The 21,938-nt window shown below is 62.6% G+C and carries 15 protein-coding genes; 12 read left to right on the top strand and 3 right to left on the bottom strand.

What is annotated here, in order from left to right:
* Nucleotides 1–11 precede the first annotated feature (11 nt).
* Both ACGLWX_RS05575 and csiR read right to left on the bottom strand, forming a co-directional pair.
* On the bottom strand, nucleotides 12–1,190 hold the full coding sequence (locus ACGLWX_RS05575; protein WP_252106833.1) for an acyl-CoA dehydrogenase: 1,179 nt from the start codon (nucleotides 1,188–1,190) through the stop codon (nucleotides 12–14).
* A gap of 93 nt (nucleotides 1,191–1,283) precedes the next feature.
* Nucleotides 1,284–1,973 (bottom strand): DNA-binding transcriptional regulator CsiR, encoded by a 690-nt coding sequence (csiR, locus tag ACGLWX_RS05570; protein WP_396237996.1) that lies wholly within the window; start codon nucleotides 1,971–1,973, stop codon nucleotides 1,284–1,286.
* 309 nt (nucleotides 1,974–2,282) lie between these two features.
* On the opposite strand from csiR, the gene ACGLWX_RS05565 reads away from it, so the two are divergent.
* The 3 genes from ACGLWX_RS05565 (at nucleotide 2,283) to ACGLWX_RS05555 (ending at nucleotide 5,909) form a co-directional block, all read left to right on the top strand.
* A complete protein-coding gene (locus ACGLWX_RS05565; protein ID WP_396237994.1) occupies nucleotides 2,283–3,242 on the top strand; it encodes a TAXI family TRAP transporter solute-binding subunit in 960 nt (319 codons plus the stop codon).
* 49 nt (nucleotides 3,243–3,291) lie between these two features.
* Nucleotides 3,292–3,792 carry a DUF1850 domain-containing protein gene (locus tag ACGLWX_RS05560; RefSeq protein ID WP_396237992.1) on the top strand — a complete coding sequence of 167 codons (501 nt, stop codon included), beginning with the start codon at nucleotides 3,292–3,294 and terminating at the stop codon, nucleotides 3,790–3,792.
* A gap of 104 nt (nucleotides 3,793–3,896) precedes the next feature.
* Entirely contained in the window at nucleotides 3,897–5,909 is a 2,013-nt protein-coding gene (locus ACGLWX_RS05555) for a TRAP transporter permease (RefSeq protein ID WP_396237990.1), read from the top strand.
* A 106-nt stretch (nucleotides 5,910–6,015) separates the two neighbouring features.
* On the opposite strand, the gene ACGLWX_RS05550 is transcribed toward ACGLWX_RS05555, so the two are convergent.
* Entirely contained in the window at nucleotides 6,016–8,544 is a 2,529-nt protein-coding gene (locus ACGLWX_RS05550) for a penicillin-binding protein 1A (RefSeq protein WP_396237988.1), read from the bottom strand.
* Between the two features lie 195 nt (nucleotides 8,545–8,739).
* Between ACGLWX_RS05550 and pilM the strand changes: the two genes are divergently transcribed.
* From pilM to ACGLWX_RS05505, 9 genes are all read left to right on the top strand, one after another.
* Nucleotides 8,740–9,801 (top strand): type IV pilus assembly protein PilM, encoded by a 1,062-nt coding sequence (gene pilM, locus ACGLWX_RS05545; protein ID WP_252106839.1) that lies wholly within the window; start codon nucleotides 8,740–8,742, stop codon nucleotides 9,799–9,801.
* Nucleotides 9,798–10,376 carry a PilN domain-containing protein gene (locus ACGLWX_RS05540; protein WP_252106840.1) on the top strand — a complete coding sequence of 193 codons (579 nt, stop codon included), beginning with the start codon at nucleotides 9,798–9,800 and terminating at the stop codon, nucleotides 10,374–10,376. The genes pilM and ACGLWX_RS05540 overlap by 4 nt, the downstream gene beginning before the upstream one ends.
* Nucleotides 10,376–11,017, top strand: coding sequence for a type 4a pilus biogenesis protein PilO (locus ACGLWX_RS05535; protein ID WP_396237986.1), 642 nt, complete (start codon nucleotides 10,376–10,378; stop codon nucleotides 11,015–11,017). The genes ACGLWX_RS05540 and ACGLWX_RS05535 overlap by 1 nt, the downstream gene beginning before the upstream one ends.
* Nucleotides 11,014–11,538 carry a pilus assembly protein PilP gene (locus ACGLWX_RS05530; RefSeq protein ID WP_396237984.1) on the top strand — a complete coding sequence of 175 codons (525 nt, stop codon included), beginning with the start codon at nucleotides 11,014–11,016 and terminating at the stop codon, nucleotides 11,536–11,538. Before ACGLWX_RS05535 ends, ACGLWX_RS05530 begins: the two co-directional genes overlap by 4 nt.
* Before the next feature lie 63 nt (nucleotides 11,539–11,601).
* Complete coding sequence (gene pilQ / locus ACGLWX_RS05525; RefSeq protein WP_396237982.1) at nucleotides 11,602–13,701, top strand: type IV pilus secretin PilQ; 2,100 nt, start codon at nucleotides 11,602–11,604, stop codon at nucleotides 13,699–13,701.
* Nucleotides 13,701–14,267 carry a shikimate kinase AroK gene (gene aroK, locus ACGLWX_RS05520; protein WP_396237980.1) on the top strand — a complete coding sequence of 189 codons (567 nt, stop codon included), beginning with the start codon at nucleotides 13,701–13,703 and terminating at the stop codon, nucleotides 14,265–14,267. The genes pilQ and aroK overlap by 1 nt, the downstream gene beginning before the upstream one ends.
* On the top strand, nucleotides 14,264–15,367 hold the full coding sequence (aroB, locus tag ACGLWX_RS05515) for a 3-dehydroquinate synthase (RefSeq protein ID WP_396237978.1): 1,104 nt from the start codon (nucleotides 14,264–14,266) through the stop codon (nucleotides 15,365–15,367). Before aroK ends, aroB begins: the two co-directional genes overlap by 4 nt.
* Before the next feature lie 475 nt (nucleotides 15,368–15,842).
* Nucleotides 15,843–20,285, top strand: a complete 4,443-nt coding sequence (gene gltB, locus ACGLWX_RS05510) for a glutamate synthase large subunit (protein WP_396237976.1) — start codon at nucleotides 15,843–15,845, stop codon at nucleotides 20,283–20,285.
* 34 nt (nucleotides 20,286–20,319) lie between these two features.
* On the top strand, nucleotides 20,320–21,738 hold the full coding sequence (locus tag ACGLWX_RS05505; protein WP_396237974.1) for an FAD-dependent oxidoreductase: 1,419 nt from the start codon (nucleotides 20,320–20,322) through the stop codon (nucleotides 21,736–21,738).
* The last annotated feature ends 200 nt before the right edge of the window (nucleotides 21,739–21,938 follow it).

The raw sequence follows: 21,938 nt of genomic DNA, 5'->3' as shown, positions 1-21,938 counted from the left end.
CGCAAGGCGGCTTAGAAGAACGCCTGCAGACCGGTCTGAGCGCGGCCCAGAATCAGCGCGTGCACGTCGTGGGTGCCCTCGTAGGTGTTGACCGACTCCAGGTTCACCATGTGGCGAATAACGCCGTACTCGTCGGAGACGCCGTTGCCGCCGTGCATGTCCCGCGACAGGCGGGCGATGTCCAGCGCCTTGCCGCAGTTGTTGCGCTTGATCAGCGAGACCATTTCCGGCGTCCAGCTGCCGTTGTCCATCAGCCGGCCGACCTGCAGCGCCGCCTGAAGGCCGAGGGTGATTTCGGTCTGCATATCGGCGAGCTTTTTCTGAATCAGCTGGTTGGCGGCGAGCGGGCGGTTGAACTGCTTGCGATCCATCGTGTACTGGCGCGCGGCGTGCCAGCAGAACTCGGCGGTGCCCATCACGCCCCAGGCAATGCCGTAGCGTGCCTTGTTCAAGCAGCCGAAGGGGCCTTTCAAGCCGCTGACGTTCGGCAGCAGGTTCTCTTCCGGCACGAAAGCGTTATCCAGCACGATCTCGCCGGTGATCGAGGCGCGAAGCGACACCTTGCCTTCGATTTTGGGTGTGGAGAAGCCTTCCGTGCCGCGCTCGACGATGAACCCCTTAATCTGGTTTTCGTGGGCGGCTGACTTGGCCCACACCACGGCGATGTCGGCGATCGGGCTGTTGGTGATCCACATCTTGGCGCCGGTCAGGCGGTAGCCGCCGTCGACCTTTTCAGCGCGAGTGATCATCGAGCCCGGGTCGGAGCCGTGGTCCGGCTCGGTCAGGCCGAAGCAGCCGACCATCTCGCCGGTGGCGAGTTTGGGCAGATATTTTTTCTTCTGCTCTTCACTGCCGTAGGTTTCGATGGGGTACATCACCAGCGACGACTGCACGCTCATCGCCGAGCGATAGCCCGAATCGACGCGCTCCACTTCACGGGCGATCAACCCGTAGGCAACGTGATTGACGCCGGCACCGCCGTACTCTTCGGCAACCGTCGCGCCCAGTAGGCCAAGCTCGCCCATCTCGGACATGATGTCGCGATCGAAGCGCTCTTCGCGAAACGCGCTCAGCACGCGAGGCTGAAGATTTTCCTGACAGTAGTCGTGCGCGGCGTCGCGGATCTGGCGCTCTTCGTCGGTAAGCTGTTGTTCGAGCAGCAGCGGGTCGTCCCAGTTGAAGCGTGACATGGCAATAGCCCTCCTGATAGATGCGTCCAATGTATCGCTGATGCGAAAAAATATCTACATTTTTATAAAACGACGACGTTAGTTGAAGAAAAGCTAGTCGATGCCACGCTCGCGCAGCAGATCGGTGATGATCGGCACCGGCGTCATCAGGTGATCGCGCATCATGACTGCGGCGCGTTCGGCGTCGCGGGCCAGAATGACCTCGACCAGTGCGCTGTGTTCGTCGTGTTTTTGTGCAAGCGCCGTTGATGACATCACCGTCTGCTTGAGCCAAAGGTGGCGATAGCGCTCTACCTGGCTGAAAAGAGTTTCGCGCATTTGCAGAAGGTGGGGGGAGTTGCAGCCGCTGGCGATCGCGGTGTGAAACGCCTGGTGGCGCGCATCCCAAGTGTCCAGCAGCGCCTCCGGGGAGCTTACGTCGGTGACCTTACCCAGGCGGTGGGCGGTGGCCAGCACCTCGGCTTCCCAGTCGTCGTCGCCGCGCTCGATGGCCAGTTTCAGCACCAACCCTTCGAGCTGGGCGCGAGCGTCGTAAATATCGCGCAGCTCAGAAAGCGACATGGGGGCGACGCGGTAGCCGCGCTGGCTAATGGCGATGACCAGCCTGTCGGCTACCAGCTGGGAAAGCGCCTCTCTCAGCGGGCCGGTGCTCAGCCCGTAGTGCTCCTTTAGGCGGCTCATCAACAGCTTTTCGCCCGCATGATAGCGCCCGCGAATGATGTCACGCTTCAAATCGCGGTAGGCGCTGATGGCCAGGTTAGGCCGGGGCAGGGAGGTATCCATCGCGTATCCTGTATCGGTGTTGGCCGCTTTTGATAAATGGCGGTCATTATCCGTTAATCTCGATTATTTAGCATGACAGGCGCGTCTTTAAAACGCTTTCAAGAGCGAAAACGTTTTAAAAACGCCGGCAGTGAGCTTTGGGCATGGCACTATCGTCCCATTAACGTTCGATTTAAAACCGTGCTAACGTCGAGTAAACGGTTAGGTGAAAGGCATGTTCTGTGAACAACCGTTTCCAGTGACCGACGCCGTTGATACCGCCTTGATTTAAACGTCAATAACGCTCCCACAAGGATAGAGGCAACGCTCATGCAAACGCTAAAATACGCAGTCGCCACGACCATGCTAGCCATGGCGCTACCCGCCAGTGCCCAGCAGCTTTCGATCGCCACCGGCGGAACCGGCGGCGTCTACTATCCGATCGGCGGCGGTTTGGCCGAGATGATCAACAACCACATCGAAGGTGCCCAGGCCACGGCAGAGGTAACCGGCGCATCGGTCGAGAACATGGGCCTGATCATGCGCGGCGATGCTGACATGGCGACAGCGCTTGCCGACACCGTCTACCAGGCCTACACCGGCACCGGCGATTTCGAAGGCCGTCAGGTCGAGAACACCCGGGCGCTGGCCTCGATCTACCCCAACGCCGTGCAGCTTGTCGTGCTAGCGGAATCCGACATTCAGGGCATCGATGATCTGGCCGGCAAGCGCGTATCGGTGGGTGCGCCGGGTAGCGGCACCGAGCTCAACGCCCGCGCCGTGCTCGAGTCCAACGGCATTAGCTACGACGACTTCACCGCTCAGCGGCTCAACTTCAACGAAACCGCCGACGCCATCCGCGACGGCGACATCGACGCCGGTTTCTGGAGCGTGGGCCCGCCCACCAGCTCGATCATGAACCTGGCGGCGACCCGTGACATCCGCCTGATCAGCTTGACCGATGAAGAGATCGCCAACGCTCAGGAAGAGGAGGCGGTGTTCGCCCCCTACCAGCTGGAGGCCGGCCTCTACGACGGTATGGACGAAGCGGTGCAGACCATCGGCATTCCTAATGTGCTGGTGGTCAACGCGGACATGGATGAAGAGCTCGCCTACCAGCTCACCCAGCTTCTGTTCGAGCACACCGACGAGCTGATCGCCGTTCACCCGGCAGCCAACGACACCACCGTGGAGTTCACCATGGAGTCCACCCCGGTGCCGCTGCACCCCGGCGCGATCCGCTACTTCGAGGAAACCGGTGTCGAGATTCCCGACCGCCTGCGTCCTTGATCACTCCCTTAACGCTTACTCTTAACGATCGTTTAAAAGGCGTCTGATCATGCAGTGGTCCACTCTACCGCTGATAGCGCTTTCACTGATGACACTGCCGCACGCCGGCGCCTGGGGACAGGCGCCGGCGCGTTTGGTGGTGACCAGTGAGTCGGGTGAGGTGTTGATCGATGACACCGTTGTGGAAGACGGGCGCTGGTGTATGGCCTGGAACCATTCGGTGGCACACTTCACCGTGCTCGACTGCTATCGCAATCAACAGGGGCAGATGGTGCTCGAGCGCAGCCACCAGCCGGACTTCGCCGCGGGACTTGGTCATATCGCGGGCCGCGGCGAGCAGGTCTCCGACGGCGAGGGCGGCTACTGGATCAACGCCATCGATGAGCCGGTGCCAGGCAATCGTTACCTGCTGCGCGCGGGTGCCCTAGCGGTCAACCACCGCATCGTCTGGCCTGACGGTGAGCATGAGCCTTCGAGTATCAGCGAGCGCGCCGCCGGTGAGCGCGTGACGGTCGAGCTAGCACCGTCTTCAAGCGCCAACGCCGATTGACCCTGTGTACTCGAACCTTCCCTGGTTTGAGTATGCTGGTTTTAGTACGAAGATCTTCCAACGCCATTTTTCTAATGCAGCTCTTTTAACGCTTCGAGGACTCCATGAGCGAATCCACTCAACCGCCGGTGGTCATGCCGGGTGCCAACGCGATTCAGCCTCGCGCCGCACTCTGGGCGATCACGCTGGTCGCGGTCGCCCTGTCGCTTTTTCAGCTCTATTCGGCGGGCATTCAGCCGCTCGGGCTTTTCTACCAGCGCAGCATTCACCTGGCGCTGGTCATGCTGCTGGCGTTTTTGATGTTTCCGGTGTTCGGCCCGGACCGCAAACGCGGGGCGCTCGGCTGGGCGCTCGATGCCGTCTGCTTTGCCGGTGCCCTGATCACCGGCGGCTATCTGGTGTTCTTTCTCGATGAGATCATCAACCGCGCCGGGTTCTGGAACCAGACCGACATCATCGTGGCGATGATCGCGACCGTCACGGTGCTGGAGGCGAGCCGCCGCGCGGTGGGGTTTGGGATGACCATCATCGGGCTGATCGCCATTATCTACGCCCTCGCCGGCCCCCGGGGCGAGCTGCCCTGGCTTGGCGAATGGCTGCCGGGCATTCTCTCCCACCGCGGCTATACGCTGGACCGCGTCGCGGGGCAGCTCTATCTCGGCCAAGAAGGCATCTTCGGGCTGCCGCTCGGGGTGGCGGCGACCTACATCTTCATTTTCGTGCTGTTCGGTGCTTTTCTCGAGAGCACCGGGGCGGGGCGTTTCTTCATCGATATGGCCTACGCCGCCACCGGGCGCCAGCGCGGCGGCCCGGCGAAGGCCGCCGTGCTCGCCTCGGCGGGCATGGGCTCGATCTCTGGCAGCGCCATCGCCAACGTGGTGACCACCGGCGCCTTCACCATTCCGCTGATGAAAAAGCTGGGCTACAAGCCCAAGCAGGCCGGCGGTATCGAAGCCGCTGCCTCGACCGGCGGGCAGATCATGCCGCCGCTGATGGGCGCCGGCGCCTTTTTGATCGCCGAGTACACCAACACGCCGTATCTGGAGATCGTCAAGATCAGCATCCTGCCGGCGATCATGTATTTCGCCACGGTCTACCTGTTCGTGCATATCATCGCGCTCAAGCAGGGCATGCAGGGCATGCCGCGCTCGGAGCTTCCGAAGATGCGCCAGGTGATGAAGGATGGCTGGCACTTTCTGCTGCCGCTGGGGGTGCTGGTGTGGCTGTTGGTGCTGAATCTGTCACCGATGCGGGTGGGGTATTACGCGGTCATCACCATGGTGGCGGTCGCGGTGATTCGCTACGCGCTTTGGTATTTCTTCGTCGCCCCCGGCCAGGGCCAGCCCGTAACGGCTGAGCGCACCAAAGCGGTCGTCTGGTCGGGGTTGACCAAACTGGTCGAAGGGCTTGAATTGGGCGCGCGTAACGCCGTGGCGGTGTCGATGGCCTGCGCCGTGGCAGGGATCATCGTGGGCGTGGTGGGGCTGACCGGGCTCGGGCTCAAGTTCTCGTCGATGATGCTCGCGTTCTCCGGCGGTAACCTGGTGCTGGCACTGGTCATGGTGCTGCTGGCGAGCCTGGTACTCGGCATGGGCCTTCCCGTGACCGCAAGCTATATCGTACTGATCGTGCTGGTGGGGCCTGCCTTGACCAATGAGTTCGGCGTGCCGCTTCTGATCGCGCACCTGGTGGTGTTCTGGTACTCCCAGGACTCCAACGTGACCCCGCCGATTGCGCTGGCGGGCTTCGCCGGGGCGGCGATCGCCGGCAGCAAACCGATGGAAACCGGCTTTCAGGCCTGGAAGTTCGCCAAGGGCCTCTACCTGATTCCGCTGTTCATGGTCTTCAACCCGGAGATCATTATTGGCGGTCCGGTACCGGTGGTGATCTGGAACGCGATCATCGCGATCTTCGCGCTGTGCGCCTTCGCTGCTTCGCTCGAAGGATACCTGTTCACGCGGATGAACTGGCTGGCGCGCATCGCCATCGGCGCAGCGATCTTTGGCGTGTTCTATCCAAGTTTTTGGACCGAGCTTACCGGGGTGGTGGTGATGGCGGCGGTGATCGGCGCCAACTATTTGGCGAGCCGCCGCGAGGCGCACCCGGTCACATCGTGATCGCCCCCAGGTTAGCGCCATAAAAAAGCCCGGAACGCCATGGCGTTCCGGGCTTTTTCGTTTAGGGCGTTTCGTTCAGAGCGTCTTCTTGCAAGACAAGCGAGCGTTAGAAGATCGATTCCGCCGCGCCGGAGCCCTGGGAGCCGGTCGCTTCCTCGAACTCGCGGCTTACCGTGCGCGCCTGGTAGGAGGGCAGGTTACCTTCGCGGAACAGCTCTGAAATGCCGCCGGACTGATTGTCGTAGAGCCGGCGGCCGTTGTCCGGATCGACCCGCGCGGTCACCACGTTGCTCGGACGCTCCGGCAGCGCCGACGGCGTACCTGCCAGGGCCTGACCCATGAAGTCGATCCAGATCGGCAGGGCGGCGCTGGCGCCGTACTCGGCGGTGGTTTCGTTGCTGTCCTTGCCCACCCACACCGTGGTCACCAAATTGCTGTTGAAGCCGGCGAACCAGGCGTCGCGCTGGTTGTTGGTGGTGCCGGTCTTGCCAACGATATCGTCGCGATCGAGGCTGAGCGCGGCGCGCCCGGTGCCCGAGGTGATGACGTCGCGCAGCATGTCGCGCAGGATGTACACCGCCGCCGGGTCGGCCACGCGTTTGGCGATGGGGTAGCTCTTGCCGTCGATCTCGACGCTTTGCTGGCCCTCGGCGCAGCTCGCGCAGGCGATGCTGGGCGTGGCCTCGTCGATAATGTCGCGGTCGTCGTTACGCGTGACGCGCTCGATGAACCAGGGCGAGACCTGAAAACCACCGTTGGCGATGACCGCGTAGGCGTTGGTCATCTCCATCGGCGTAAGGCTTGCGCTGCCGAGTGCCAGCGACAGCCCGCGCGGCAGGCGGTCCACCGAGAAGCCGAAGCCTTCCAGATAGTTGATGGTCGGGGTGATGCCCATCGACTGCAGCACCCGGATGGTGACCAGGTTGCGCGAGCGGGCCAGAGCCGGGCGCAGGCGCATCGGGCCCTGGAAGTCGCGGCTCGAGTTCATCGGCCGCCACAGCGAGTCGCTGCCGTCATCGACCACCAGGGGCGAATCGTTGACCACGCTGGCCGCGGTCATGCCGCCGTCGTCGAGCGCGGCGAGATAGATGAACGGCTTGAAGATCGAGCCGGACTGGCGCTGAGCCTGAATGGCACGGTTGAACTTGCTGGCGTTGAAATCGAAGCCGCCCTGCAGCGCGAGAATGGCGCCGGTGCGCGGGTCCTGCACCACCAGCGATCCCTCGACGTCCGGGCGCTGGGAAAGACGCACTGAGCCGTCGTCGCTTTCCACTACGCGAATCAGGTCGCCGCGCACGGCGATTTGATCGGCGCTACCGGGCTCGCCGCCGCGGCTTCGCGGGCTCAGGTACTGGCGGGCCCAGTTCAGGCCGTCCCAGCCAATGGTTCTAAGCTCACGGTCGCGGGTCAGCACCTGCATTTCGCGGCCGCTGCTTTCGACCACGATGGCCGGCTGCAATAGCCCGTAGTTGGGCGTGCGCTCGAGTACCTGAAGCCAGTTGGAGACGTCGCCGTCGATGCCTTCGATCTCGGTCTGGCTGCGCTCAGCGGCCTGACGCGCGGTCTGGCGAATTTCCGGCGACTCGGAAAGCTCTTCCTCGAGCCCTTGGGTCGTGGTCTGCTCCTGGGCTTCGACCAGACTCGCGGCGATGTCGCTCTGCTCCGGTCCGCGCCAGCCGTGACGGCGGTCGTACTCGATCAGACCATCGGCCAGCGCCTGACGTGCGGCGGGCTGGAGCTCGCTATCGATGGTGGTATAGATGCGGTAGCCGCCGGTGTAGGCGGTGTCGCCGAAGCGCTCGACGGCGAACTGGCGCGCCATTTCCGAAACGTAGGAGGCGTCCACTTCGGTTTGCGTATAGTGACGACGCGCGGTAACGGGCTCCTGCACCGAGGCCTGGTAGGTGTCGTTATCGATATAGCCCAGCTCGCGCATGCGAAACAGGATCCAGTTGCGGCGGATCAAAGAGCGCTCGGAGTTGGCCAGCGGGTTGAACGCCGATGGCGCCTTGGGCAGGCCGGCGATCATCGCGGTTTCGGCAAGCGTTAGCTCGGAGAGCGGGCGGTCGTAGTAGGTTTCCGCGGCGGTAGCGATGCCGTAGGCGCGGTTGCCCAGAAAGATCTTGTTCACGTAGAGCTCGAAGATCTGCTGCTTGGAGAGCACCTGCTCCATCTGCAGCGCGAGCAGGATCTCGCGAATCTTGCGCGTGAAGGTCTGATCCAGCGTCAGCATGTAGTTACGCGCGACCTGCATGGTGATGGTCGAGCCGCCGGACTGGATTGCACCGCCGCTACTGGCAAGCTCCACCGCGGCGCGAGCCAAGCCTCGCGGGTCGACGCCTGCGTGCTCGAAGAAGCTCGAGTCCTCGGCGGCGATCAATGCATTGATCATGTTCTGAGGGATTTCGTCGTAATCCACCACCATACGTCGCTCTTCACCGAACTCGCCAATCAGCTTGCCATCGTTGGTGAAGATGCGAAGCGGGGTGTGGAGCTCGAAATTCTGCAGTTGGCGGACATCGGGAAGCCCGGGCGAAAAGTAGATAGCAGCGGCGATCACGGCCAGCGCCGTGGCGCCCACGAGGGCAACCACCGCGGAGAACAGTGACACGAGAAGGGTTCGTAAAAACGTCATGAACAGAGGGCACCCGTGGAGATAAAAGAGGTACGGCGTCCAACTCGCCGTATTGCGCAATTGGGCACCATTATAAGAAGCCTATCCATCGGCCACCAGTGTTGATATGCCTTGTTGGTCTTAACGTGTCGCGCTGTTAAAAATAAGGTAACCTCGCTACACGCTCGGTAAAACGATAAAACCAAACGGGATCCCATGCGCCTATCAACGTCTGGAAAGGGATTGATCGGGGTCGATATTACCTCGGCCACCGTTAAGCTTTTAGAGCTTAAACAGCTGGATACCAACTACCAGGTACAAAGCTACGCCGTTCGCCCGCTTAAGGAAGGCGCAGTGGTGGAGCGGCGTATCCGCGATATCAACGATGTAGCTCGGGTACTTCGAGCCGCCGTCGAACACGCCAAGCCTTCAACTCGCAAGGCCGCCGTGGCAATACCGGCGAGTGCGGCGATCACCCGTCTCATTACGTACCCTGCCTCTCTTGGCGAAGACGAAATAGAGGCTCGAATCATAGATGAGTACGACCGCCACGTTCCGTTTCCGTTCAATGAGGTGGCCTTCGATTTTCAGTGTCTAGGACCGGTCCCCGGTGACGAAAATCAGCAGCAGGTGATTTTAGTGGCGTGTCGTCAGAGTGACGTCAGCCAGCTTACCGACACCTTAATGCAGGCAGGGCTCGAGCCCGCGGCGGTTGATGTCGAAACCTTCGCCGTGGAGCGCGTATTCAGCGAGCTACGGCGTCAGCTCAACGTGGCCGAGGAAGCGAAGGCGAACATGGCGCTGGTGGACCTGGGCGCGAACATGAACGCTTTTCATGTACTCGACAATGGGCGCATCATTTACAGTCGCGACACCGTTTATGGGGGGCGCCAGCTTACCGATACCATTCGCGAGCGCTACGAGTTGACCAACGAAGAAGCGGGGCTCGCCAAAAAACGTGGCGGGCTGCCGGACGACTACGAGGATAGCGTGCTCAATCCCTTCATCGACACCGTCGTGCAGCAGGTAGGCCGCTCGCTGCAGCTTTACTACACCGCTGGGCGTAAGCGGCGCGTGGAGCACCTGGTACTGGCTGGCGGGTCGAGCGTGATTCCGGGCCTTGCCGAGCGCATCGCCCAGGAGAACGACCTCACGGTGACTCAGGCCAATCCGTTCCAGCGCATGAAGCTGCGCCCACGAATCAATGTCAAAGGGCTTACCAGCGACGCGCCGGCGATGCTCACCGCCTGTGGGCTTGCCATGAAGGTGAGCCAGTGAACATCAATATCAATCTGCTGGCCTGGCGCGAAGCGCGCCGGGAGAGGCGCACCAAACAGTTCTACGGCGTGCTGGCGCTGTCGCTCGCGATGGGCATTCTGGTAGCCCTTGGCGTTTCGCTGATCTATCAGCAGGAGCTCGATGAACAGGCGATACGAAATGACTATATCGTCCGCCACATCGAGCAGCTCGATCAGCAGATCGAAGACGTCAAGCGCTACCAGGAGGATGTCGCTCAGCTCAACCAGCAGCTCGCGCTGTTCAATACGCTGCAAAATGAGCGCATCGATACCGTCGAGCTCTTCAATGCGCTGGCGGCCAGTTTGACCGACGGCGTGGTCTACGAAGAGCTCAGCCGCGAAGGCCCGCGGGTGAGCCTGACGGCAACGGCCAACGACGAGCGCCAGGTTTCCGAGCAGCTTCGCCGCTTGGCCCGCGTGCCGGGCTTCGCGGTACCGGTGCTGTCGGAAGTCACCAGCGCGCCGGACGAGCAGGGGCGGCGTTTTCGCTTCGATATGATGCAAACGCTACATACCGTTGAGGCCAGTGCGACGACCGAGGAGACCGCCCAGTGATGAGCAAAGCTCGGGCGCGCCAAGAGTGGCAGCGCCTCAAGGAAGTCGAGATGCAAAGTCTCGATCTAAAAGAGGCGGGCGGTTGGCCGATTTTTTTGAAGGCGCTGTGCGTGGTGCTAGTGTTTGCCGTCGCCTTTGGGGCCTTAATGACTTGGCAGGTGAGCGAAAAACGCGCCGGCCTTGCCGAAGCCAAACGCGAGGAAGCGCGGCTGTTGAGCGACTACCGCGTCAAGGCCTCGGAAGTGGCACTCTTGCCCAACGTTCAAAGCCAGTTGGCAACCCTTGGCGGTCATATGGAGCGCATGCGCGCGATGCTGCCGACCAATGTCGAGATTCCGTCGCTGCTGGACAGCATCAGCGATGCGGCGGTGGATAATCGTCTTACCATCGAGGTGATTCGCCTCGGCGCGCCGGTGGCCAACGAGCACTACATCGAGCATCCTCTGGATATCCAGGTGCGCGGCGGCTACCACCAGCTGGGCCGCTTCGTTGCCGATATCAGCCAGTTAGCGCGGATCGTGACCCAGCACGATTTGACCCTTACCGCCATCGAGCCGCCGGGAGAGTCGCTGCGGCTAACGCTGGATGCGCGCACCTATACCTTTATCGACGAGGCTCGAACCGAAGAGGTGGCGCCATGATCCAGCGCGCGCTGTTACCGCTATTGCTGGCCGTTTTGCTATGTGGTTGCAACGACGCCATGCTCGACCAGCTCGACGTCACGCTTGCCGAGATTCGGCGCGCGCCGAACGTGCCAGTGGCCATCGATGCCCAACCGTTTCCCGAGCCTGCATTATTAAACTATCGATATAGCGAGTCGCGTAGCCCGTTTTTGGCGCCTGAGCGGCTCACGCGCAGTGAGACAATCGCTACTCGCAACAGCGCTCTGGCGCCGGATACTCAGCGCCCGTTAGAGCCGCTGGAGGCCTTTGCACTCCCGTCGCTACGCCTGGTGGGCACGCTTCAAATGGGCGGTCAGCGCGTCGCCCTGATCGCAACGCCGGACGGCAGCGTCGTCACCGTGCGCGAAGGCAATCACTTGGGTACCAACTACGGGGAGATTACCCGCATTACGCTGGACGAGGTCACGCTGATCGAGCGCATCCTTGACGAGCAGCAAGGGTGGCAAACGAGCCCGGCCGCTCTGTCGCTGCAGCCTTGAGGCGCTCAAGCACTGCGGTTGAACAACCATTTTCGTTGGACGTTTATTTGGACATCCCTGTTTATGATCACCATTGCCCGCCGTACCGCGTTTTGTCTGCTCGCCCTGTCGCTGCTTGCTTGCCCGGCGCTTGCCTCGGCGGCGCTGTTGACCGATCTGGAGGTGCGTGACGCGCCTCAGGGCGAGGTCGAGCTGCTGCTTTCGTTTGACGGCGCGCCGGGCGAGCTGACCGGCTACGCGCTGGAAGCGCCGCCGCGGCTGGCGCTGGATCTGGCCAATACACAAAATGGGCTCGCCGAGCGAAGCCAGGCAGTGGGGCAAGGCGGTGTAGAGCGCATTACCACCATCGAAGGCGGCGGGCGCACGCGGCTGATCGTCGATTTAAGCGGGGCGCACACGTTTCGCTCGGCGGCCTCACCGAGCCGGCTCAGCGTATTTCTTACCCCCACCGCCATTGGCTCCCAGCCGCCGGTCGCGCCAGCGTCGACGGTAAGCGCCGCCAGCGTTCCCGCCGCTACACCGACACCGCGCCCGGCACCTGCCGCCGCCAGCGGGCCGGAAATCGAGGACATCGATTTTCGCCGCGGCGCCAATGGCGCCGGGCGGCTTCTGGTCACGTTCAGCCAGAGCGGGGTGAACGCCCGCGTCGAGGAGGCGGGGCTTGGCGTGGTGAACGCCACCCTGCCGGGCGTCACGCTGCCCGCGTCGCTCGACCAGATTCTCGACGTCACCGACTTCGCCACGCCGATCAATCGCATCACGCCGCGCACCACCGCTACGGGTACCCAGCTCGAGCTACAAACTCAGGGGCCGTATGCGCTGCTCTCCTCGCAAAGCGGACGCGTGTTGACCGTTGACGTCGAGCCCGTGGCTACGCCTGCGGATTCCCTTTCCCAGCGGCCGGATGAGCGCTTTACCGGCGACCGGCTGAGCCTCAACTTTCAGGACATCGAGGTGCGCTCGGTGCTGGCCACGCTTGCCGAATTTACCGGGCTCAACCTGGTCGCCAGCGACAGCGTCACAGGTCGAGTCACACTGAACCTGAACGACGTGCCCTGGGATCAGGCGCTGGCGCTGATTCTGCAAAGCCAAGGGCTGTCGAGCCGCGAGCAGGGTAACGTGATCGTGATCGCCCCGGCCGGGGAGCTTGCCGAGGTCGAGCGCCAGGAGATCGAGTCGCGCAACCAGCGCCAAACGCTGGCGCCGCTGGTGACCGAATTCATCGAGGTGCGCTACGCCCGCGCCGAGGATTTCGCACAGCTTTTGCGCGGCGCCGAAGGCTTTGGACTATTGACCGACCGCGGCCGGGTCAGCGTGGACCAGCGTACCAATACATTGTTGGTACAGGACACCGCCGACCAGCTTCGCGAAATCGTGGCCACCCTGGATCGGCTCGACGTCGCCGTACGCCAGGTACAGATCGAGGCGCGTATCGTCATTGCGCGCGACACCGCTTCGCGTGAGCTTGGCATCAACTGGGGAGCGTCGAGCACACGCGGTTTCCAGCTCAATGAAGATACCGGACAATACGCTCGTCGCGATATCAATCCCAATGGCATCAATCGCGCTCAGGGCGGGCTCGCCGTGGATCTTGGGCCCGGGGCGATCGGTGGCACCGGGTTCAGCTTCGGCTATCTCTCCGGCGACGTGCTGCTGGATCTCGAGCTTCGAGCGTTGGAGAGCGAGGGCAAGAGCCAGACGATCTCCCAGCCGCGCATCATCACCGCCAACCAGCGCACTGCCACCATCCGCCAGGGCGAGGAGCGCGCCTTTCAGAGCGTGGACGTGCAGGGTAATCCGGACACTCAGTTCAAGGAGGCCGAGCTCTCGCTCGAGGTGACCCCGCAGATCACCCCGGACAACCGCATCATCATGGACTTGGTGATCAAGAACGACAGTTTCCGCGAAAGCGAATTCGGCGGCGAGCCGCCCATCGATACCAACCAGATCGAAACCCAGGTGCTGGTGGACAATGGCCAAACCGTGGTGCTGGGCGGTATCTTGACCACCGAACAGCTCAGCCAAATCTCTAAAACGCCGCTTCTGGGCGATCTGCCGCTTTTGGGTCGGCTGTTTCGCTACAACCAGGAGAGCAATGAGAAGGTAGAGCTGTTAGTGTTTATTACTCCACGACTACTCGATGATGGTTTGGCGGTTCGCTGATGCAGGATTTACCCAATCTTTTTCTGGTCGGCCCGATGGGAGCCGGCAAAAGTACCATCGGCCGTTTGCTGGCCGCGGAGCTTTCGCGCACTTTTCATGACAGTGACCACGTAATTCAGGACCGCTGCGGTGCGGATATCCCCTGGATTTTCGACGTCGAAGGCGAGCCCGGTTTTCGCCTGCGTGAAGTGCAGATGATCGATGAGCTCACCAGACTTTCCGGGGTGGTGCTGGCGACCGGCGGCGGCGCGGTGCTGCGCGAAGAGAACCGCCGGGCGCTGCGCGAGCGCGGCACCGTGGTGTATCTGCTCACCACCGTCGAGCAGCAGCTCAAGCGCACCGCCCGCGACAAGAACCGCCCGCTATTGCAGCGCGTCGACCGCGAGCAGGTGCTCAAGGACATGTTTTTACTACGTGACCCGCTCTACCGCGCGACCTCGGACATTACCGTACGCACCGACCGGCGAAGCCCTCGCGCGGTGGTCAACGACATTTTGCGTCGCGCGCGGCGCTTGAACGACCCGCTGGAAAACCGCCAGCTCACCGACTCCGGGGTATCCTCATGACCGCAAGCGCCCGGCGTACCCTCAACGTGGCGCTCGGCGAGCGCAGCTACCCCATTCATATCGGCCGCGCTCTGTTGAGTGAGCCCGGCCTGCTGGCGCCTTATTTGGCGGGGCGCCAAGTGATGGTGGTGACCAACGACACCATTGCGCCGCTCTACTTACAGGCGCTGATCGACGCTCTGCCCGACGAGTGCGACGTGCGCACGCTGTCGCTACCCGACGGCGAGCGCTACAAGAACCTCGAGCAGGTCGAGCGTATCTGGGATGCGCTGCTGAGCGCCGGTTTCAACCGCCGCTGCACGCTGGTCGCCCTCGGCGGCGGCGTGATCGGCGATATGGTTGGCTTCGCCGCCGCCGCCTACCAGCGCGGGGTGGCGTTCATTCAGGTGCCGACCACGCTGCTCTCCCAGGTGGACTCTTCGGTCGGCGGCAAAACCGGCGTCAACCATCCGCTGGGCAAGAACATGATCGGCGCCTTCCACCAGCCCCGCGCGGTACTCATCGATACCGACACGCTGGCCACACTGCCCGCTCGCGAACTCTCCGCCGGGCTTGCCGAAGTGATCAAGTACGGACTGATTCGCGACGAGGCGTTTCTGAGCTGGCTCGAGCAGAACATGGACGCGCTTCGCCGCACGGATGCCGAGGCCGTCAGCGAGGCGATCGCGGTGAGCTGTCAGATCAAGGCCGATATCGTCGCCGAGGACGAAACCGAGCAGGGCGTGCGTGCGCTGCTGAACCTGGGCCACACCTTTGGTCACGCCATCGAGGCGCACCAGGGCTACGGTAACTGGCTACACGGCGAGGCGGTCGGCGCCGGTATGGCGATGGCGGCCACGCTCTCCTTCGAGCTTGGCATGATCGACGAGCCGGCACTCACCCGCGCCCGGGCGGCGATCGAGCGCGCCGGGCTGCCGTTGGCCGCTCCGGCGAATATGGATGTCGAGGACTTTCTCAGCCGCATGCGCCTGGACAAGAAGAATGTCGACGCCCGGCTTCGCCTGATACTGCTAAATGCCTTGGGCGAGGCGGTGATCAGCGACGAGACGCCGCCGGATACGCTGGAAGAGCTGCTGCGGCGCTACCCGCGAAGCGAATAGCGCACCGCTTTGTTTTATTCGTCTCGATAAAAGGCGCCGCCCGGCGCTCTCAAAAACCCGCCACCGTGGCGGGTTTTCTGCGTTTGGGTCATGCGTGAAGCCAATAGTTGCGCCAATCGGTATGCCGTATGCGTTATCGGCATGGAGAAATGCGGAATTGTAAGACTAAAGTCTATGTGGCGTTCGGGCTCACGCAGGCTACGCGAGGTGCCAGCTTAAGTGGTTGACGGGGCTATGTTTTTTGGTTGACTGGTACTGCAAATACAGGATTTGGCGAGAGTTTTGAGAATTTTGGTGCGGTCGGGCGATTGCGCCAGGTAGGGGCAAGTGGCTATGCTGAGCGGCCATTTTCCTGCGGCAGCGAACGCCAAAGAGCAGGGGGCTCGGGCGGGAAAGGCAAGTCAGAATAAAAAGAAAACCCGTCATTAAAGCACAAGTTCGCTGCCAGTAAAACACCTTGACTAGAGGCACGCCCATGAACAAAGGTCTTCATCAGCCTGGCGAGTTTCGCGATAACTGCGGTTTTGGGCTTATCGCGCACATGCAAGGAGAAGCCAGTCACGATCTCCTTAAAACCGCCATCGAGTCGCTGACCTGCATGACCCACCGGGGCGGTATCGCCGCCGACGGCAAAACCGGCGACGGCTGCGGGCTGCTGCTGAAAATGCCGACCCGGTTCATGCGCGATGTCGCAAAAGAAGCTCTGGATATCGAGCCCGGCGAGCACTTCGCCGTGGGCGTCATCTTTCTACCCAATGACGACGCGCGCGCGCAAACCGCCCGCGAGACGCTGGAGCGCGAGCTCGATAGCCGTGGCTTGAAGCGCCTGGGCTGGCGCGAAGTGCCCACCAACTCGAGCGTATGCGGCCCGATGGCGCTCGATTGCCTGCCGCGTATCGAACAGATTTTCGTCGAGCCCGGCGACAGCGCCAACTTTACCGTTGATCTGTTCATGGCGCGGCGCTACGCCGAGCAGGCCTTGAAGAAGGAGGAGGACTTCTACGTCGCCTCGCTCTCTTCCGAGGTCGTCTCCTACAAGGGCCTGGTAATGCCGGAAGATCTGCCGGCGTTCTACAAGGATCTGAATGATTCACGCCTGGAAACCGCGATTTGCGTTTTCCACCAGCGTTTTTCGACCAACACCGCACCGCGCTGGCCGCTGGCCCAGCCGTTTCGTCTACTCGCCCACAACGGCGAGATCAATACCATCGAGGCCAACCGCGGCTGGGCGAACTCGCGCAAGGCCAACTTCGCAAGCGAGCAGCTGCCGGACATCGTCAAGCTCGACGAGGTGGTCAACACCACCGGCTCCGACTCATCGAGCATGGACAACATGCTCGAAGTGCTGCTCACCGGTGGCATGGAGCTTCACCGCGCCGTGCGTATGATGGTGCCGCCGGCCTGGCAAAACGTCGAGACCATGGACGCCGAGCTGCGCGCGTTTTATGAGTACAACTCCATGCACATGGAGCCCTGGGATGGCCCGGCCGGCGTGGTCATGACCGACGGCCGCCAAGCGGTGTGCATGCTCGACCGTAACGGTCTGCGCCCGGCGCGCTGGGTGATGACCAAAAACGGCTACATCACGCTCGCCTCCGAAACCGGCACCTACGGCTACAGGCCAGAAGACGTGGTGGCCAAGGGCCGCGTCGGCCCGGGGCAGATGCTCGCCGTCGATACCCAGACCGGCGAAGTGCTGCATACCGACGACATCGACAACCGCCTGAAGTCCGCCTACCCCTACAAGCGCTGGCTGAAAGAGCAGGCGAGCTATCTAGAGTCGGCGCTGACCGAGCTTGCGCGCTTCCAGAGCATGGACACTGAGGCGCTCAACGTGCAGCAGAAGATGTTCCAGGTGACGTTCGAAGAGCGCGACCAGCTGCTGCGCCCGCTGGCGGAAAGCGGCCAGGAGGCGGTCGGCTCCATGGGGGACGATACGCCGATGGCAGTGCTGTCGAGCCGCCCGCGTCTTCTGACCGACTTCTTCCGCCAGAAATTTGCTCAGGTGACCAACCCGCCGATCGATCCGCTGCGCGAAGCGATCGTGATGTCGCTGGAAACCTGCTGCGGCGCCGAGCTCAACGTCTTCAAGGCGACCCCGGAGCACGCCCACCGCCTGATTCTGACCACGCCGATCCTGTCGCCGCGCAAGTTCACCGCGCTGGTCAGCCAAGATGATCCGGCGTTTGCCAGCTGCCTGCTGAGCCTTGGCTACAACCCGGACGAGACCAGCCTCAAGCAGGCCGTCGACGCGCTGTGCCAAAAGGCCGAGCGTCAGGTGAAAGAGGGCTGCGTGCTGCTGGTGCTCAGCGATGCCGAGCTGCCCAAGGGTGAAGTGCCGATTCAGTCCGCGCTCGCCGTCGGCGCCGTGCACAGCCACCTGGGCCGTCTTGCCATGCGCCCGATGGCGAACATCATCGTCGAAACCGGCTACGCCCGCGACGCCCACCAGATGGCGGTACTCTTCGGTGTGGGCGCCACGGCGGTCTACCCGTGGCTTGCCTATCAGGTCATGGCGGACATGCACCGCGTCGGCGAGCTGACCGGCAATCCGGCGGACGCCCGCGAGAACTACCGTAAGGGCCTGCAGAAGGGGCTGTTCAAGATTCTCTCCAAGATGGGGATCTCGACGCTCGCCTCCTACCGCGGCTCGATGCTGTTCGAAGCGGTCGGCCTCAACGACGAGATCATGGATACCTGCTTCGTGGGGATGGCCTCGCGCATTCAGGGCGCCGGCTTCAGCGAGCTGCAGATGCAGCAAACGCTGATTGCGAAAGACGCCTGGACGCCGCGTAAGGGTATCTCCCAGGGCGGCCAGCTCAAGTACGTTCACGGCTACGAGTATCACGCCTACAATCCTGACGTGGTCATGACGCTGCAGGCCGCCGTGCAGGAAGGCAGCTACGCCAAGTGGAAGAAATTCGCCCAACAGGTGAACGAGCGCCCGGTGGCGACCATTCGTGACATGCTTAAACTCAAGCAGTCCGGCGATTCCATTGCCCTGGACGAGGTGGAGTCTGTCGATGAGCTGCTGCCACGTTTTGACAGCGCCGGCATGTCGCTCGGCGCGCTCTCGCCGGAGGCCCACGAGGCGCTCGCCCAGGCGATGAACGAAGCCGGGGGGCGCTCCAACTCCGGTGAAGGCGGCGAAGACCACGCCCGTTACGGCACCATCAGAAGCTCCAAGATCAAGCAGATCGCCTCGGGCCGCTTCGGTGTGACGCCGTCGTACCTGGTCAATGCCGAAGTGCTGCAGATCAAGGTCGCTCAGGGCGCCAAGCCCGGCGAAGGCGGCCAGCTGCCCGGTGGCAAGGTTAACGACATCATCGCCAAGCTGCGCTACGCCGTGCCTGGCGTGACGCTGATTTCACCGCCGCCGCACCACGATATCTACTCGATCGAGGATTTGGCGCAGCTGATTTTCGATTTGAAACAGGTCAACCCCGAAGCCCAGGTCTCGGTCAAGCTGGTCTCCGAGCCCGGCATCGGTACGATCGCCACGGGCGTTGCCAAGGCCTACGCGGATCTGATCACCGTCTCCGGCTACGACGGCGGCACCGCGGCGAGCCCGCTGACCTCGATCAAGCACGCAGGCTCCCCCTGGGAGCTGGGCCTGCCCGAGGTGCATCAGGCGCTTCGCATCAACGGCCTGCGCGACAAGATTCGCCTGCAGACCGACGGCGGCCTAAAAACCGGGCTCGACGTCATCAAGGCGGCGATTCTCGGCGCCGAGAGCTTCGGCTTTGGTACCGCCCCCATGGTCGCGCTGGGCTGCAAGTACCTGCGGATTTGTCACCTGAACAACTGCGCCACTGGTGTCGCCACCCAGGACGACTACCTGCGCGGCGAGCACTTCCGCGGTACCGTCGACATGGTCAAGAACTACTTCCGCTTCATTGCCGAAGAAGTGCGCGAGCTGATGGCGATGATGGGCGTACGTAAGCTCACCGACCTGATCGGCCGCACCGATCTGCTCGAAGTGGTGGAAGGGCGCACCGCCTCGCAGCGCGGGCTCGACCTGACGCCGCTGTTGACAAACGACTTCGTGCCGGCGGACGCGCCGCAGTTCTGTACCGTTAGCCGCAACGTGCCTCACGACCCGGGCGCGAAAAACCAGGAAGTGCTCGAAGCGCTCAAGAGCGCCATCGAGAACCGCTCCGGCGGCGACTTCAGCTTCGATATCACCAACTGCGATCGCAGTGTCGGCGCGCTCTCGTCCGGCGCCATCGCCAAGCGATATGGCGAAGAGGGACTGGAAGAGGCGCCGATCAACGCCCACTTCACCGGCGTGGCCGGTCAGAGCTTCGGCGTCTGGAACGCGCGCGGCCTTAATCTGTATCTCGAAGGCGACGCCAACGACTACGTCGGCAAGGGCATGAACGGCGGGCGCATCGTTATCGTGCCGCCGAAGGTCAGCGAGTTTGAAAGCCACAAGACCTCGATCGTCGGCAACACCTGCCTGTACGGCGCCACCGGCGGCACGCTTTACGCCGCAGGTGTGGCCGGCGAGCGCTTCGGCGTGCGTAACTCCGGCGCCATGGCGGTGATCGAAGGCGCGGGGGACCACTGCTGCGAATACATGACCGGCGGCATCGTCTGCGTGCTCGGTGAAACCGGCGTCAACTTCGGCGCGGGCATGACCGGCGGATTTGCCTACGTGCTCGACGAGGAGCGCAGCTTCGTGGACAAGTACAACCATGAGCTGGTGGAGATTCACCGGGTCAACACCGAGGCGATGGAGGCGTACCGCCGCCACCTGCGCGAGATGATCGAAGCCTACGTGGCCGAGACCGGCTCCAAGCGCGGGGCAGCCATTTTGGAAGACTTCAGCGACTACGCGCGCCACTTCTGGCTGGTGAAGCCGAAGGCGGCGAGTCTGGGAAGTCTGCTGGATCAATCTCGGCGTCAGCCGCAGTAATCCGAATGTGTCCATCGCCGAGAGGAGAGAGATCATGGCCAACCGTTTGAACAACGATTTCCAATTTATCGACGTGGGTCGTAAGGACCCGCAGAAAAAAGAGGCGCATACGCGCGCGAAAGAGTTCGCCGAAATCTACGAACCGTTCAAGCCGACGGACGCGGCGAGTCAGGCGCACCGCTGCCTGCACTGCGGCAACCCGTACTGCGAGTGGAAGTGCCCGGTACACAACTACATTCCCAACTGGCTGCAGCTGGTAGTGGAAGGCAACATCATCGAAGCGGCGGAGCTTTCGCACAAGACCAACTCGCTGCCGGAAGTGTGCGGGCGCGTCTGCCCCCAGGATCGCCTCTGCGAAGGCGACTGCACGCTCAACGACGGCTTCGGTGCGGTCACCATTGGCTCGATCGAGAAGTACATCACCGACACCGCCTTTGCCATGGGCTGGCGCCCGGACATGTCGAAGGTGGTTTGGACCGACAAGAAGGTCGCGATCATCGGCGCAGGTCCCGCGGGCCTGGGCGCGGCGGACATTCTCGCGCGCAACGGCGTCAAGCCCGTGGTGTTCGACCGCCACCCGGAGATCGGCGGGCTTTTGACCTTCGGTATCCCCGAGTTCAAGCTCGAAAAGAGCGTCATGGAGCGCCGCCGCGCGGTGTTCGAGGAGATGGGCATCGAGTTTCGCTTGAACGTCGAGATCGGCGTGGACATCGAGTTCGATACCCTGGTGCAGGAGTATGACGCGGTGTTCCTCGGCATGGGCACCTACCAATACATGGAAGGCGGCTTTCCCGGAGAAGATCTGCCCGGCGTCTACAAGGCGCTCGACTTCCTGATCGCCAACGTCAACCGGCGCCTGGGCTTCGAGAAGGACCCGGCAGACTACATCTCGATGGAAGGCAAACGCGTGGTGGTGCTGGGCGGCGGCGATACGGCGATGGACTGTAACCGCAGCTCGATCCGTCAGCGCGCGGCGAGCGTGACCTGCGCCTACCGGCGCGACGAAGAGAACATGCCCGGCTCGCGCCGCGAGGTGGCCAACGCCCGCGAAGAGGGGGTGGAGTTTCTCTTCAACCGCCAGCCCATCGCCGTGGTCGGTGAAGGCAAGGTGGAAGGCGTGAAGGTCGTACGTACCCGCTTGGGCGAGGCCGACGAAAACGGCCGCCGCCGCCCGGAAATCGTGCCCGGCTCCGAAGAAGTGATTCCGGCGGATGCCGTCGTGGTCGCCTTCGGCTTCCAGGCAAGCCCGATCCCCTGGTTCGAAGGCTCGAGCATCGACGTTTGCGAGCGCAACCTGGTCAAGGCCCCGGAGCACGGTCAGTACGCCTTCCAGACCACCAACGAGAAGATCTTCGCCGGCGGCGACATGGTTCGCGGCTCGGATCTGGTGGTCACCGCCATCTACGAAGGCCGCCAGGCCGCCGAGGGCATGCTGGATTACTTGGGCGTGTAAGTGCTGCGTTTAATGTAACGTTTTGAATAATCAATGCGGGTCGTGGCAACACGGCCCGTTTTTTATGGCGTGGCTCGGGGAGTCCCGAAAGGTGATGGTGGCAACACCGCTGTAGGAGCAGGCTTTAGCCAGCGACCTGTCGATAGGGGCACCAGATGTGCTGACCCGCCAGTTCAAATTGAGCCTTCGGGCGAGCTCTG

It is taken from the genome of Halomonas sp. HMF6819 (assembly GCF_044335525.1).
Lineage (GTDB): Bacteria > Pseudomonadota > Gammaproteobacteria > Pseudomonadales > Halomonadaceae > Vreelandella.
Note: the sequence above shows the minus strand (reverse complement) of the source record. Positions and strands in the feature narration are given on the sequence as shown.